Origin of the sequence: Clostridium formicaceticum, assembly GCF_001854185.1 — a bacterium.
GTDB classification, from domain to species: domain Bacteria; phylum Bacillota; class Clostridia; order Peptostreptococcales; family Natronincolaceae; genus Andreesenella; species Andreesenella formicacetica.
In genome coordinates this window covers 1,480,908-1,496,795 of record NZ_CP017603.1, presented here as the reverse complement: position 1 = coordinate 1,496,795, position 15,888 = coordinate 1,480,908, and the positions used below count along the sequence as shown (strand labels likewise).

The window sequence follows — 15,888 nt, the reverse complement described above, 5'->3', positions numbered from 1 at the left end:
AATGTGTATCTAGTAGCTTAAATCATCCACGACCTATCAAGTTATTTTCTTACCTAAAATAGATTTCGGCTAGCAAAAAATCTTCCTCCGTATCAATATCAATTGAAGCATTTCTATCCATTACATAAGACATGGTTTTATTAGTAATAAAAGACTTCTCTTTATGAAGTGTCTCTGTCTTTGTTACATATATAACGCCGTTCAAGCGGTAAACGTCTGGGAAGTCCTGTCTCCTAGTAAATTTATTATCTTGATCTTCTAAAAAGTCGGTCAAGTAACCATCTTCATCTACCTTCTTCAACCACCATGGTGGATGCTCCTCTTTTGTTACTGAAACTATTCCATCTGCATTTTTTTTGTTTTGTATTAGCATAGAAAGCGCTTCATCTATATGCTTAGCTTTTCTTAAGGGAGATGTACATTGTAATAATACTACTAAGTCCGGTACGTATCCCCCTTCTTTTAGTTCATCTAATGTGTGAAAAACTACATCGATTGAAGGCGTATGGTCTTGTGCTAATTCCTCTGGTCTTATTAACACTTCAACATCTAACTTTTCACTTACTCTTCGAATCTCCTCATCCTCTGTAGACACAATAATTCTATCGATATACTTAGATTTTTTAGCTTCATCAATTGTCCACCCTATTAAAGGTTTTCCTCTTAAAGGTTTAATATTTTTTCTTTTTACACCCTTCGAACCACCACGAGCTGGTATAATACACAATATCTTTTCATCTGTTTTTTTCATAATGTCCCCCCACAGACCTCTTTCCTTTACCAAAAATCTTTTAGTGTAATCAGTGTATCCTCTTCAATATTTGCTTTTGCTTTGAGCCCCACTACCTGTCCTATATTTTTAGGTGATATCCCATTGCCAGGTCTCTTCACACAGAGCATTTCCTCGGTGACCACTTCTCCCTGTTTAATTCTTCGCTTTGCTACAATACTTTTTCTAGCTACGATCAACGTATCTTTTTCTCCATCTGCCACTTTTTTTATTCCGTTCCCTAATGCAGCTTCAACATTGCGAATTGCTGCTACCATTTGCTTTAATTCATGGGGTTCTAGGGAGGCTTTGTGATCTGGCCCTTCCATTTCTTTGTTAAGGGTTATATGTTTTTCTATGATCTTAGCACCTAATGCTACAGCAGCTGTTGGTATTTCTATTCCGAGGGTATGATCAGAATATCCTACATCTACCTGAAAAGCATTTTTTAAAGTTTCCATTGCTTTTAAGTTGACATCTATCATCTGGGTTGGATAGCTTGAAGTGCAATGTAGGAGTGTCACTTGCCTATTGTTTTCTTGATAAATCCATTCCAGCGCTTCTTCTACTTCCCCTAAAGTAGACATCCCTGTAGACAGAATAATTGGCTTTTCTTTTTTTGCAATGTATTTAAGCAAAGGCTTGTTTGTAATTTCTCCTGAAGCAACCTTAAACATAGCAACATCTAATCTGTGTAATAAATCCACCGATTCCTTATCAAAAGGTGTAGAAAGAAATAATATTTTCTTGCCTTTACAATAGCTTATCAATTCTATATGATCCGTTTCATTTAGTTCTAACTTCTTAACCATCTCATATTGTGTTCCATCTTGTCCTGTGTTTTCTACTTGATATGCTGCCTTACGAGCAGATTTCGTCAAACCTAACTCCGCTTTAAAGGTTTGAAATTTTACGGCATCGCACTTAGCTTCTACTGCAATATCTACCAGCTTTTTAGCTAGTTTTAAGTCTCCATTATGATTTACTCCTGCTTCTGCAATAATGAAACATCCCATATTCAACACATCCTTATTTAAATCAAATCATAAAATCCTTTTTTAAGCAATGCTTCTTTATTCCTGAAATCTGTCTGTCTTAATACTTGTACTATTTTTTTTGCCGTATCTCCCTCTCCATAAGGATTTTGCATGTTTTTCACTTTTTGTTGAAATTCTTCAGAAAGCACCCATTTAATGTTGTTTAGTATATCTTGTTTGTGGCCTTGACAATCAACAATATTAGGCGTCCGAAATCTACCTTTCTGCCTTTCTCCTACATTAACTACCCCTATCTTGAAGTAGGGGCTTTCTCCGATACCACTGGAAGAATTACCTATCATTAACTTTGCATGTTTCATGACACTTAAATATCCTCTTTGTCCTAAGTTATTTCGCAAGTAAAATTTATTGGAATTTTTTTCAATATAATCTAACATCTTATTGTAAATTTTTTGACTGCCAGCATCTGCATTAGGCATGGTGATCAAGGTAATTAAGTCGGTTTCTAATAAAGCTTCCATAATTTCTTGTACTTCTTTTGTTGATTCTTCTAAACTGTTTAATGTAACAGGATGATAAGTCATCAATGCTACTTTTTTTGCAAAATTTATTTTAGTGTATTCAGAGATTTCCTCCTGCGTCATCAAGTTTATATTTTTCATATTATCCATTGCTAGTGAGCCTACTAAATGAACACGTTTTGGATTTTCTCCCATTTGTATAATTCTCTTTTTATATATATTTAAAGAAGGAAAATGAATCGATGCCATCTTAGTGATAGCATGCCTTATGGCATCATCAATAGCTCCTTCTGTAACTTCTCCTCCATTGATATGAATAATTGGCACTCTATGAATTATAGCAGCTGTGCATACTGCTAATAGTTCATAGCGATCCCCCAGTATAATAAGTCCATCAAAAGAATACCTTTCAAGTGTATCTGAAAATTTTTCTAATCCTATTGCAATGGAAGAACAGATTTCTGTTTCTTTGTCTCCTTGTATCTCCATATCTACAGTATGGTCTATTTTTATGCCATCGCTTTCTATAAAGCTAATGGTTTTTCCATAGGATTCAGCAAGATGGGACCCTGTAACAATCAAGTCCATATCTATTTCTGTATCCTTATTTATTTCTTGTATTAATGGATATAGCAACCCATATTCAGCTCTAGTTCCAGTAATAACAGCAAACCTTTTTTTTCTCATTAAAAACCCCCTTTATTGTTTGTCTCTCCTTCAAAAACTACCATTGCCACAGCATAATCTTTGCAGTGGGATATAGATACATTGAATTTTTGTATATTCATTGTGTTAGCCTTTTCCTTTGCTTTATTGTATAAAAACATAAGGGGCTTTCCCTTTTCATCTTTTATGGTCTCAATATCTGTTAGCAAAATTCCTTCAGCAAATCCCGTACCTAAAGCTTTGACTGCCGCTTCTTTAGCTGTAAATCTTCCTGCCAGAATCTCTATCCTTCGTCTTTCCTTTATATCTTTAACTAAAGCTATCTCATTTTGGGTAAAAACTTTTTCTATATACTTCCCTTTATCTAATAGCCCTTTTATTCTTTTAATCTCTACAATATCGATACCAATAAACATAAATACTCCTTTTTTATTCTCTTCTCATTCTTTTAAATCGAGGATTAAATAGATTTTCTTCAGCAACTTCTATCTTTATAGGAATCTTAAATTTTTCTAATCTTTTTTGACAATATGCTTTAATCTTTTTTTTAACCGAAAGAAGATCTTCTGGATACAATAGGTTTACTTTTGCACAAACGATATTTCCCATCAAAGGATTAGCTTCACCTCTTACAGTCACATCTTTGATATTTTCCACCTCTAAAATGACGCTTTCTACTTCTGCAGGGTAAACTTTTTCTCCTCCAACATTGATGATTTCCGATTGTCTCCCCAAAATCATAAAGTAATCACCTTTTTGCAGCACCATATCCTGAGTATTAAACCAGCCATCTTCATCAAAAGGATTGGGAGCATTTAAGTATCCCAACATAGATGACTTTGCTTTTATCCATAGCGTTCCTTCTACTACTTTTGTTTCATAGCCATCTCCCCCAAGCTTAACCCACAACGAAGAATTGCTTTCTGACTTTGTAGCCATTATTCCCAGTTCTGATAAACCATAGGTTTGTTTCAGTTGTATATGAGGAAAAATTTCATTGAATTTTTTCAATGTAAATACTGGCATCGGCTCCGTGCCATAAGTTATTAGTTTCAAAGATGTTAAGTTATAGTTCTTGTATTCCTCTGAAAGCATAAGCAGATTCATAAAGGTAGGCGATGTGGGTAATAGTTCTACCCCGTATTTTTCAATTGCCCTACAAATATCTCCAGGATTTTTAGAGGTTTCAATCACCATCGTTCCGCCATTTGCTAAAATATAAAACAAAGTATTTATGCCACCAATATGATCAATCAGTAAAAATATCAATGTCCTTAGCGTTTTTTGTTGTTTCTTGTACTTCTCTAATAATAGGTTAAAATTATGCAGCGCACCCTTGCTTTTCCCTGTGGAACCTGAAGAAAACAAAACCAATCCCGATTCCTTCTCTTTAATTAATCTCTCCAGCAAAGGACTCTCTATTTTATTATCTGTATCTATCATTTCATAGTGGTCTTCTTTATCAAAGACAACTCGTTTAGAAACATCAGCAATTTGTAAAAACTCTTTCTTGTTTTCCTCAATAGCTGAAGACAAAGGTACAATAATATTTCCATTGTGAATTAGTGCAATGATTAAAGCGCTAATTGTCGGTGAGTAATCGCCTTCTACTGAAACAATTTGACCTTCATGAATATTTTGGCTTTTTAAAATTTGCAAGAACTCTTTAGTTTTGTGGCTTAACCAATTATAGGTGTATACTTTTCCCTTCCAAATAATCGCTTCTCTGTCTTGAAAGGAGGTGAATCTATCCAACAACCACTGTAGATGCATCTTAAACTCCTCCTAGATAAATAACTTGTCCAGTAATATAATTACTTTCTTTTTTTATGAAGAAATCTATGACGTTTGCAACATCTTCAAATTTTCCAAGACGTTTTATTGTCATTTTATCAATTAACTGTTGAATTTTTTCCTTAGGAACATTGGCGATCAGATCAGTAGCAATAGGTGCTGGTCCTACTACATTGCAAGTAATATTGTATTGCGCTAATTCCTTTGCCATCACCTGTGTCAAGGAAACAACTGCATTTTTAGATGCCGCATAAACTGCTTCTCCCTCAATTTTTAGAGGAACAGCAACCGTTCCAAAATTTATAATCCGCCCATATTTTCTACGCATCATCAGCTTAGATGCTTCACGACTAACATTAAAAGTACCAATGACATTGGTGTTTAAAATTTTTTCTACTGTTTTTGTAGGTGTTAACATCATGTGATTCATTGATGCTATGCCTGCATTATTAATAACAACATCCAACTTTGTATATTTTTTATAAATGTCCTTAATCATTTTACTAACTTCTCTTTCATCTGTAACATCTACTAAGTAGTGTTCATAGCCTTCAATATCTTCCTCAAAACTGCCTCGACTGCATCCAATTACTTTAAATCCTTTTTTAATATAGTAATCTACTAAAAATCTGCCAATTCCTTTTCTAGTTCCAGTTATTAAAATAATTGGTTGTTCCTCCATCACGCTACCTCCAGTGAAGAGATGTAGTCTGCCAGTGTTTGAATGGTTCTAAAAGGACTATTTTTTTGGGACATGGCTTTTTCATCTGTTAGAACACCTAAGAGCCCATATCTTTCTTCCAATTTGTACTCCAGTTCTACAATAAGGGTTACTAAGTCAATTGACTTTAATAGTCCACCATTGCCATATAGTTTTGTTTCTTCTCCAAAAGGGATCTTATCTTCCTCTGTTTCCTGCAGTTGGTTATATTCCTCTACTGCTTCTTTAATCATAGTCATTACTTCTTCTCGATGAATAGTCTTCACACCTTAAACCTCCAATTCACCATTATTATTTTCCGCAGGTATATCCACCATCTACTACTAATGTTGTGCCTGTAATCCACCTTGCCGCCTCTGAAAGCAAAAACACAGAAGAAGCAGCCACATCTTTAGGCTCCCCTATACCTAATGGAAACTTTCTTTTTAAAACTTCCATTTGTTCTTCACCCAAAGTTTCTTCATATTGTTGCAGCATAGGGGTCTTTACCATGCCTGGAGCAATGCAGTTCACTCTATAAGAAAATCTTGCTAATTCTATTGCTGCCGTCTTAGCTGCAGATATCAATGCCGCTTTGCTGCTACAGTAAGCTAGGGCTCCAGGTTCCCCCATCATCCCTGCCACTGAAGAAATAAAAACAAAAGAACTGCCTTTTAAACTTATCTTAGGGTTTCCAGCATGCTTTAACAGCTCAACTCCCGCCTGAAAGTTTAATTTCATGATTTTATCAATTTCATGATGGTTTAAAAGAAATAGTGGCTTAAGCATACTCATTCCTGCACAATGGACGAATCCATCTAATTTCCCATCATATTTCTTAACTATACTTGTCAACCAGGCTTGAATACCATCAATATTCATAAGATCATATGCCTCAATAGCATGTTTTTCTTTGTATTCTAAAACCTCATAGGTTTTATTAAGCTCCATTTCATCTCTACCACTAATAATAGCTCTGCCCCCTTGGTTGCTAATGGCAATAGCTACTTCCCTTCCAATACCTGAAGATGCCCCTGTAACAAGAATTGTTTTATTATTAAGACTAAATGGGTCCCTCATGTCTACTCATCCCCTTATATATAGATTATTTCTGTACAATGTACCTGAGACATAGATGCAGCCAAAGCTCCCCATGATAGTCCTACACCAAATCCTGCCATGACAATATTTAAATTCTCACCTTTTAGTCTATCCTTTAGTTTATCACATATTAACAAAGGAATTGTGGTTCCACTTGTATTGCCAAATCCATCTATATTTAAAGGCATTTTTTCAATAGGGATTTTGGCCTTTCTACCGATGAATTTTAACATGTAGTTATTAGCCTGATGTAACAAAAATTGATCGACATCTGCTATATTCCATCCATGATAGTTGATAACCTCCTGGATAATCTGAGGAATTTCTTTAACCGCAAAGCTAAAAATATCCATTCCATTCATATAAATATGTTCTTGCCCTCTTATATTCCCATCTTCATCTGACTCTAATTTCATTGTAGTGGGAGAAGCAGGCATTCTAAAACCACCGGCTGGTATAATTAGACTATTTGCTCCCGCACCATCAGAATTCAGTATATAAGTGCTTGTACTGTTTTGTTCTGTGTATTCAATAGCAGTGGCTGAGGCACCGTCTCCGAAGATTAATGCTACAGATTTATCTTGTTTTGAAATGGTCCGTGTTAAGGTATCACCTACTAGAACTAACACCCTGCTGCAGGCTTTTGTTTGAATAAATTGACTAGCTAACCAGAGCCCATACACATAGCCAGAGCAGCCTAAGTTGATATCTAGAGCAATACAATTTCTATGTAAGCCTAGTTTGTTTTGTAATATACAAGCAGTGGAGGGAGTAATGTAATCAGGCGTCTGTGAGATAAATAAAAGTCCATCTACACTTTCTTTTTGCCAGTCCAATTCCTTAAGTAATCTTTCTGCTGCTTCATAACATAAGTCACTAGCGGTTTGATTTGACTTTGCATGAAAAACCCTTTTTACCCCACTCATTTCAGATATCTTCTCTATATCTTTTTCCTGAAAATAATTTTTGCCAAGATCGAAAATAGAAATCTCATTATCTGGTAATGCGCATACTATTCCTTGTATCTTAGCATTATTTATCTTTGAAATAGCCATTTTATTCCTCCAAATTTACTTTAACTAGACTTACGATGTCCTCTATTGTTTCACACCGCTTTAGTTTTTCTGCCTCTAAGCTTTGATTAAATAGCTCATCAAATAATGCAATAATTCCTAGCCTTCCTAATGAATCCCAGCCTTCTAATTCATCAAGCTCTGTTTCTAAAGTAATTTCTCTTTCCTCTAATAACGCTTCCGCTATTTTTTCTATCAATTCCTCTACTTTCATGCTATACCTCCTGGTTCATATATTATATCTCTCTTGCTGGATTTCCAAAAACAGTGGAGTTTGGTTTAACTCTCCTAAGAACAACGCTTCCCGCACCAACTTTTGCATACCTTCCAACCCTTCCTTTTGGCAGTATTCTAGCACCACTCCCTAAAAAGACGCCTCTTTCAATATAAACACTTCCAGTAATATCACATTGAGAACTAATGGTACACCCTTCTTCTACAACAACATCATGCCCTATAGAGGACAAACAATTAATACTAACGAAGTTTCCTATTTTAACATTTGTTGTAATAACTGCTCCAGGACAAATAATCACACCCTTACCTATCTCACAATCTCTTCCCACCACGGCTGTAGGATGTATGAGTGTAACGAAGTTTAGTCCCATTTTTTCCAGTTCGTTGCAAACTGATAACTTTAGATTAGGATCTCCTATCGCACATACTATTTCTATCTCCTCTTTATTACTAAGCTTTATTTCCTCTTCCGTTTCATAAGGTAGGTGAAATTGTTCTATTAACGCTAAGTCGTCCTTTTCCTGTAAACTTTTTATTAAAAACTTTATTTCTCTCCACTTAGGGGTTTTGTTTTGGAAATCACTTGCCCATTGAAAGACTTCTCTTCCAAAACCACCTACACCTGCGATCAACAATTTTTTCAATGTTTATCACCTCGTAACAATTGCAACTACAAGCATCCTCTATGAATATTATGAATTGTATTGCATATATACTGACAATCTTTTGAAGACAAGGATACTGAACTGGGTAAATTGACTCCTCGTTTACTAACCCTATAGGTATTGTTCATAGCTCCCTTTGAGTAATCTGCATAAGGTCTCATAGTATGAATTGGTTGAAAAAAACCCCTACTTCCAATTCCTCTTTCATTTAGCTTTTTTATCAATTCATCTCTATCAGAACCATAATTTTCTTCTATTAAGATACTGTATAACCAGTGAACATGCTTAACATTTTCTTTTTCTTTTGGTAGTCTAATTCCTTCGATATTTTGCAAATAGCTATGATATAATTTTGCATTTTTTATTTTTATTAGTATATATTCTTCTATTTTTTCTAGCTGCGCCACACCCATGGCAGCCAATATATTAGGCATGCGATAGTTATAACCTATTTCCTCATGTACTATATCACCATTAGGTAAGGTGGTTTTAGCTTGGTTGCACAGATGTTTGGCTTTTTCTCCTAAATCTACATCATGTGTAACCAACATACCTCCTGCTCCTGTAGTAATCAATTTGTTGCCATTAAAGCTGAAGGTGCCAAAATTACCTAATGTTCCTGCTTTATGCCACTTTCCATCACTTGTCCTATATTCTGAACCTAAGGCTTCCGTGGCATCTTCTATCACATATAAATGATACTTTTTGGCTATTTTTAATAGCGGCTCCATATCCACCATATTTCCATAGACATGCACAGGAATAATTGCCTTTGTTTTTTCCGTGATTCGTTCTTCTAGCATATCTACATCCATCACCCATGTGTCCGGGGTAATATCTATAAATACAGGATTTGCCCCTACATATACCACAGGATTTACACTAGCAACAAAGGTCATAGAAGGAACGATAACTTCATCCCCTGCTCCTATTCCTAGCGTTTGTAATGCTAAAGTGATGGCAGCAGTACCATTCATGGTTGCTACTGCTTTTTGTGTACTTAAATACTCCCTGAATTTTTCTTCAAACAAGTCTACATAACTACCTACAGAGGATACCCAATTCGTATCTAAACACTCCTTAATGTACCTCCATTCATTGCCTGCTATGTTAGGTATAGCTAATGGAATCATATGATCCACCTCTTTTTGTTTTTTATACATTATAGATATTGCTTTTAAAATACTGTAAGTTTTTCTCTATCCAGTGTATTGTCTCTATTAGTCCAGTGTCTAGAGAATATTGTGACTTCCAACCAGCATCATCCATAGCCTTTTTGTTGCAGGCACAAAGCCTATTAACTTCACTCTTTTCTGGTCTTATTCTTTCTTCTTCGCAGATGATTTCTACATTTCTTCCTGTTAGTGAGATGATTTTCTTTGCCAGCTCTCCTATGGATATTTCTTTACCCGTTCCAATGTTGGTCACCCTTCCTATCGTCCTGTCACTTTCTGCTACTTTTATAAACCCTTCTACTGTATCCTTTACATAGTTAAAATCTCTCGTTGGTGTAAGGCTTCCTAGTTTTATTTCCTTTGCTCCTGCCAAGATTTGAGCTATGATAGTGGGAATAACAGCTCTTGCTGATTGTCTTGGACCGTAGGTATTAAAAGGTCGTATCGTAGCAACTGGTGTTTCGAAAGATCGATAGTAGCTTTCCGCCATCATATCTGCAGCTATTTTGCTGGCAGAATAAGGGGATTGGCCTTGCAAGGAATGTTTTTCATCTATAGGCACATATTGAGCAGTTCCGTAGACTTCACTCGTAGAGGTGTGTATTACCTTTTCTACGTTGAAGTCTCTACATGACTGCAATACATTTAAGGTTCCCTTTACGTTTGTATCTACGTAGGCAGAAGGTGCATAGTAAGAATAAGGTATAGCAATCAATGCTGCCAGATGAAAGACGACCTCCTTATCCTCCACTGCCTTTCTAATACTATTTTCATCTCGAACATCTCCTGTAAATACCTTAATATGCTTTTTATATTTCTCATCTAAAGTATCTAACCAGCCCCAGCTGTTGAAGGAGTTGTAAAGCACAAATGCAGTTACTTCAGCCTCCAATTCCACTAATTTTTCAACCAAATGACTCCCAATAAAGCCCTCGGAACCTGTTATCAATACCTTTTTATTCTTTAGATGCACAGGCTTCCCTCCTAAATAAAGTTTGATAGTCTGTATTCGCTTGATGATAGTCCTCTACCTGCCCTATGTCCATCCAGTACTCCGCAATAGGAAAACTCCCTATTTTTTCTTCCCTGTCTATTATTTTTTGAATTAATTGGGTAATATCAAAGTATTCATTTTCAGGAATATCCTCTACAATCTCTGGTTCTAAACAATAAATTCCACCATTGATAAACATGCTAGAAGACGGCTTTTCTTTTAAAGAAACTACCGTTTCATTATCTATCTTTAATACACCATATGGAATTTGAAGCTCATACCTTCTCGTAGCTATTGTGATTTTATTTTTATGTTTTTGATGATAATTCATAAATTCCTCAAAATTCAGCTTCGTCAGTATATCTCCGTTTATAACTAAGAAAGATTGATTTAGGTGGCTTTTTGCTAGCCTAATAGCCCCAGCCGTCCCTAAAGACTTCTCCTCCTTAATATATTCAATATTAACATCAAAGGCTTTCCCATCTTGAAAATAATTTTCTATAATATCTGATTTATAATTAAGACATAATAAAATATTGTTATAACCATAATCTTTAAGTTGCTCTATAATAATTTCTAGTATAGGCTTAGAGCCTACTGACAGCATTGGCTTAGGAATATCCGCCGTCAAGGGCATTAGCCTTTTACCTTCTCCCCCTGCCATAATTACTGCCCAATTTTCTCTAACAGGTTTTTTAATAAAATCCTGATAAAATATAATATCTACTACTTTCATTTCCTCATCTAATACAGGGATCTGGAAGATAGATTTTTGTCTAAAGATGTTTTCAATAAATTTACTACTATAGTTTTCACCAACAAATATAAAGTTTTTCTTCATAATATTCTCAACAGTATCCTCTAAAGAACTACCCTTTAATATGGCTCGCCGTATATCTCCATCTGTTACGGTTCCTTCTAGCTTCCCTTCATAATCCGTCACCAGCGCAATTCCTTTTGCAGTTCTATCTATCGTTTCCATCGTATATTTCAAGGTATCTTCTTTCCTGACGAAAAGATTTTCAATAAACATTCTATTAGTTTCTTCATTTTTTGTATTTTCACTTTCTTTTAAATCATTCGGTAACCACTCTTTTTTTTCTTCCTGTATAGCCTTCTCTTTTTGCTTTGGATCTTGATCTATATTGAAAAGCTCTTGTTTTTTACTATCTATTTGTTCTTTATTGTCACATTCATTATCCTTCATATAAGCTTCAGCTTCTTTATGCATTTGCTTGAAAAATTTATCTATAATTTTTATGTCTTTTTCACATGTAAAAATAAATTTACCAAAGGCATTGATTAGCTTTTCCGCTTTTTTCATTTGATTGCCTTCACTTTGAGTGCTTACTACTTCATCTTGGAGAATTTTATAAAACACCCTATTTCTAGGCATGATAAAGGTATTGAAATAATCATTCCTTTTGATGGTTTCAAAAACCTCATCCAACTTATTATACATTTTTTCAACCTGTTTAAAATTTCTATTCTGACATAATCTTTTTATTTTATTTAATATTTCCCTAATTTTCTTTATCAGATTATCAACGTTTTTGTAAGCAGTATTCATTTTTTCCATCTGCTGTTTCATATATTGCATATCATAATTGTTGCTATCCATCAGCAACCAATCTCTTTCTACAACTGGTTTTTGAAGATCTTTCTCTATTATTGTTTTTAAATCAATAAATCTAGTGCCCTCTATATGTGCTCCACCTGCTGTGGCATTGATGACTTCTACCCCTTTAAATTGCTTAATATACATTTCTATTTGCTGTCGCATTCTGTTAAAATTATCATTGGTCAATATCTCATTGCCATAGACATCTTTTACTTTAGTTGCACTTTTAAGGTTTGCTTCATTAATTCGTCCTGCATGATAATCAATTCCCTCTGCATAGTCCTTATTATCTCGATATGCTAAGTTTTGTCCCAGCAAAATAACTTTCTCAAAACCCAGTTTATATAGAAGTTGCAGCGTAATAACTGCGATACTAGGTGCATCCATTACACCTTCAATTTCCTCAGAAAATTTTGCCTTCAGATAATAAGCTGCTGTAGCATCTTGGCTGGTAATCATGTGAATTTTTTTCCCGGGGTAGTTTTCTAATGTCTCAAACCCTACACTACTCCCGAAAATAAGAGGTATGTCTACAATGCCTTTTGCTACAACTTTTTCAAAAACCTTTTGATTTGCCTTACTAGGGTCATATGTACAAGCAGCATGGGGATAAATATTGTGATGAACCAGCGTATTAATCGCTGACCCTACTGTGAAAATATATGCTAATCCTTTATCCTTTATATATCTTAGATTCTCTATTTCTTCATCTAGAGAAGGTCCTGCCGCTACTAGGATAGCTGGTTTATCTTTAAACTGTTCTTTTTTGTTCAGCAATATATTGGGGGTTCTTAATACTTCTTTTAAATTCACCATACTATTTAAAATCCATCTTCTTTGAAAAGTATAATTTGTCCCCCATGAACTTCTTTCGTCTTTTACGAATTTTTTAAACATCGTTAGAAACGCTTCATAATTTTCAGAGAAATTTTTCTGATAGCTTGGTAGTGGAAAAATAATCACTTCCTTATCCCTGTTTCCCACCACTTCTTCTAAAAATTTCATTGTACTTTCTTCTTTATCACCAACCAGCATTTGTCTCATATTTTTTAGCGGCAGCTGCTGTAGATTTTGATTGGCTAAGTAATGATATAGGATTTGATCTACTGGTTCATAGATGGAGAAGGACACGTTATTATATTTTTGTAAAAATAAATTTACATGATAACCTAAACCAATACCATAAAAAATAACATGCACATTTCCATCGATGGCATCCGTATTTTCATATTGTTCTAAGAGGGTATTTGCTTCTTTTATAGGATCATATCTACTATGAAGATAAATACCTTTTCCATCATTTTGTATTTTTAAAGTTTTTTCTCCATTTCTCGTTGCCTCTAATTGTACAAATGTTTCATCTATATTTTCCTCTATCTCTTTCATTTGTTGATATAAGGATGGATAGTTCATCTTTAAAAAATTTATATTGTCAATTAACATGACCATCATTCACCCCCTCTGGCATCAGCCTTTGTAGTCTTTGTAGCATCTCTTCAAATATAGGGCTTATTTCATAGCTTAGTATATCACCAATTAAAACGATATCTTGATTTTCTACCGCCTGCTGCAGATCTGGTATAATTTCATTTAGCTTTAAAATTTGTTGAGCATATTCATTCCATAGTTCATAGCTTGATATGACTTCTTCTAACTGCTTGTTTCGATCTATATTAGAGAAAGACTCTAGCATCCACTGTATGCCACCAAAAAGGTCTGCTAAATTTTGCCATGACGCTTCTTTTGGCACTTGATAAAAAGCTTCTCCTAAATCTTTAATTAAAGGCAATGCTCTATGAACATATTCTTTTGTAGATTCTAGCACTTCTTCGATCAACTCTTTAAGTTTTTTCACTTCTACTCTAACTTCTTCAATAACTTCAATGTTTTCAAAAAGATAATCCTCATAATCATCATATACTTCTACCCCATCTATAATGAAATGACTAAAAAAATAATGACTACCTTCTAGTATTTTATTGATTTCATTTAAAATAACTTCTACTGAATCTTCTTTGTTGGGAAATTCCAATCTATTATCTAATAACATTAGTTTCATAGGACACCTCCAAAATAATACAATACATAAATGTTATCGGCATTTTGCGACAAATTTTTAAGCGTTTTAAGGAAGTTTCCAAAAAATACATAAAAGAACCAGAGAAAGTACTCTCTGGCTCTTTATGCCTCTTTTGCTAACAATCGTTATCTTGTGGCTGATTATCCTAATAATTGAAGAACTGATTGTGGCTTCATGTTTGCTTGAGCTAACATTGCAGTAGATGCTTGTTGAAGAATATTTTGCTTTGATTGCTCCATCATTTCTCTAGCCATGTCTACGTCTCTGATTCTTGATTCAGATGCTTGTAGGTTTTCACTGGCAGTATCTAAGTTTTTAATAGAATGCTCTAGTCGATTCTGTGCAGCACCCAAGTAACTTCTTTGTGCAGATACTCTTTCAATAGCACCATTAATTTTTTCGATGGCAGCTTCTGCTGATCTTTTTTCAGAAATATCTATATCATCAACATTTAAAGCCTCTGCCCGCATATCTCTAATGGCCATAAAACTGCTCTGACCTGTATTCGCTCCTAATTGTGTGGAGAAGGATTTGTCTAGATCTATGTCTTCTGCCTTTAGTGCTTCATTAAATACAAATGTCATGCTTTGACCTACTTTGAAGTTCTTTCCATCTCCAGTTCCTGAGTCTACCGCAAACATACTTTGACTATCTTTTAGGGTTAATGTCTGTGAAACACCAAATGTACCTGAATCAAATGTAATTGAACCAGATGATATAGTAATTCCAGTAGTAATAGTTTTACCATCAGGACCAGTGATTACAAAGTCATCTGAATTCCCACCACCACTTGTAGCTTTCACTCTTGTGATAGTATAAGAGCCTACTGCCTTACCATCTGCTTTTACTCCTGATAGGAAAGCATCCATACCAGATAAAGCTACTGTAGAGTTATTGCTTAAACGTACACTACCTTCTATCTTAGCTGCACCATTCTTTAAATCTCCATTTAATAGATTCTTTGTATTAAATTGAGTTGTATTACCAATTCTATCGATTTCATCGATTAATTGCTTAACCTCGTTTTGAAGTTCGTTTCTATCAGCATCTGTATTGGTATCATTAGATGCTTGTACTGCAAGCTCTCTCATTCTTTGAAGGATAGCATGGGTCTCTGTTAAAGCACCTTCTGCTGTTTGGATTAAAGAAATAGAATCTTGAGCATTTCTAGAAGCTTGATTTAAACCTCTGATTTGTCCTCTCATTTTTTCAGAAATTGCAAGACCAGCTGCATCATCTCCTGCACGGTTAATTCTAAAACCTGAAGATAGTTTTTCCATTGACTTCGCACCAGCATTGTTAGCAATTCCCAACTGTCTATGGGTGTTCATAGCCATTAAGTTGTTATTAATTCTCATTTGTTATTCCTCCTTGATTTTCGTTTTGGCATCCTTGCCTTGTTTTGTTTTAAAAAAATTTAAAATCTACCTTTCCTTGGCCAAGGGTTTTGGTGAGATTTTTTGTGCTTATTATATATATCGGTATGCTTCTGTA

Annotated in this window: 16 protein-coding genes; all 16 read right to left on the bottom strand. The window is 34.8% G+C overall.

What is annotated here, in order from left to right:
- Nucleotides 1-49: 49 nt before the first annotated feature.
- A complete protein-coding gene (locus tag BJL90_RS06980) occupies nt 50-751 on the bottom strand; it encodes an acylneuraminate cytidylyltransferase family protein (RefSeq protein ID WP_070965794.1) in 702 nt (233 codons plus the stop codon).
- A 26-nt stretch (nt 752-777) separates the two neighbouring features.
- Nucleotides 778-1,785 (bottom strand): N-acetylneuraminate synthase, encoded by a 1,008-nt coding sequence (neuB, locus tag BJL90_RS06975; protein WP_070965791.1) that lies wholly within the window; start codon nt 1,783-1,785, stop codon nt 778-780.
- Between the two features lie 17 nt (nt 1,786-1,802).
- Entirely contained in the window at nt 1,803-2,975 is a 1,173-nt protein-coding gene (neuC, locus tag BJL90_RS06970; RefSeq protein WP_070965789.1) for a UDP-N-acetylglucosamine 2-epimerase, read from the bottom strand.
- Entirely contained in the window at nt 2,975-3,370 is a 396-nt protein-coding gene (gene acpS, locus BJL90_RS06965) for a holo-ACP synthase (protein WP_070965786.1), read from the bottom strand. The genes neuC and acpS overlap by 1 nt, the downstream gene beginning before the upstream one ends.
- Nucleotides 3,371-3,383: 13 nt before the next feature.
- Entirely contained in the window at nt 3,384-4,727 is a 1,344-nt protein-coding gene (locus BJL90_RS06960) for a long-chain fatty acid--CoA ligase (protein WP_070965784.1), read from the bottom strand.
- 1 nt (nt 4,728) lies between these two features.
- The gene (locus BJL90_RS06955) at nt 4,729-5,430 is read right to left on the bottom strand and encodes an SDR family oxidoreductase (RefSeq protein WP_070965781.1); all 702 of its coding nucleotides are present in this window, start codon (nt 5,428-5,430) and stop codon (nt 4,729-4,731) included.
- A complete protein-coding gene (locus BJL90_RS06950; RefSeq protein ID WP_156778724.1) occupies nt 5,430-5,735 on the bottom strand; it encodes a hypothetical protein in 306 nt (101 codons plus the stop codon). The genes BJL90_RS06955 and BJL90_RS06950 overlap by 1 nt, the downstream gene beginning before the upstream one ends.
- A 25-nt stretch (nt 5,736-5,760) precedes the next feature.
- Nucleotides 5,761-6,528 (bottom strand): SDR family NAD(P)-dependent oxidoreductase, encoded by a 768-nt coding sequence (locus BJL90_RS06945; RefSeq protein ID WP_070965779.1) that lies wholly within the window; start codon nt 6,526-6,528, stop codon nt 5,761-5,763.
- A gap of 14 nt (nt 6,529-6,542) precedes the next feature.
- Entirely contained in the window at nt 6,543-7,604 is a 1,062-nt protein-coding gene (locus tag BJL90_RS06940; RefSeq protein WP_070965777.1) for a 3-oxoacyl-ACP synthase III family protein, read from the bottom strand.
- Between the two features lies 1 nt (nt 7,605).
- On the bottom strand, nt 7,606-7,836 hold the full coding sequence (locus BJL90_RS06935; RefSeq protein ID WP_070965775.1) for an acyl carrier protein: 231 nt from the start codon (nt 7,834-7,836) through the stop codon (nt 7,606-7,608).
- A gap of 22 nt (nt 7,837-7,858) precedes the next feature.
- Nucleotides 7,859-8,503 (bottom strand): acetyltransferase, encoded by a 645-nt coding sequence (locus BJL90_RS06930; protein WP_070965773.1) that lies wholly within the window; start codon nt 8,501-8,503, stop codon nt 7,859-7,861.
- A gap of 26 nt (nt 8,504-8,529) precedes the next feature.
- On the bottom strand, nt 8,530-9,657 hold the full coding sequence (locus BJL90_RS06925) for a LegC family aminotransferase (RefSeq protein WP_070965770.1): 1,128 nt from the start codon (nt 9,655-9,657) through the stop codon (nt 8,530-8,532).
- A 22-nt stretch (nt 9,658-9,679) separates the two neighbouring features.
- Nucleotides 9,680-10,672: an NAD-dependent 4,6-dehydratase LegB gene (locus BJL90_RS06920; protein ID WP_070965767.1), complete on the bottom strand. Its 993-nt coding sequence runs from the start codon at nt 10,670-10,672 to the stop codon at nt 9,680-9,682.
- Nucleotides 10,656-13,763, bottom strand: a complete 3,108-nt coding sequence (locus tag BJL90_RS06915) for a sugar phosphate nucleotidyltransferase (protein WP_070965764.1) — start codon at nt 13,761-13,763, stop codon at nt 10,656-10,658. The genes BJL90_RS06920 and BJL90_RS06915 overlap by 17 nt, the downstream gene beginning before the upstream one ends.
- The gene (locus BJL90_RS06910) at nt 13,747-14,373 is read right to left on the bottom strand and encodes a hypothetical protein (protein WP_070965761.1); all 627 of its coding nucleotides are present in this window, start codon (nt 14,371-14,373) and stop codon (nt 13,747-13,749) included. Before BJL90_RS06910 ends, BJL90_RS06915 begins: the two co-directional genes overlap by 17 nt.
- Nucleotides 14,374-14,534: 161 nt before the next feature.
- A complete protein-coding gene (locus BJL90_RS06905; RefSeq protein WP_070965758.1) occupies nt 14,535-15,752 on the bottom strand; it encodes a flagellin N-terminal helical domain-containing protein in 1,218 nt (405 codons plus the stop codon).
- Nucleotides 15,753-15,888 lie beyond the last annotated feature (136 nt).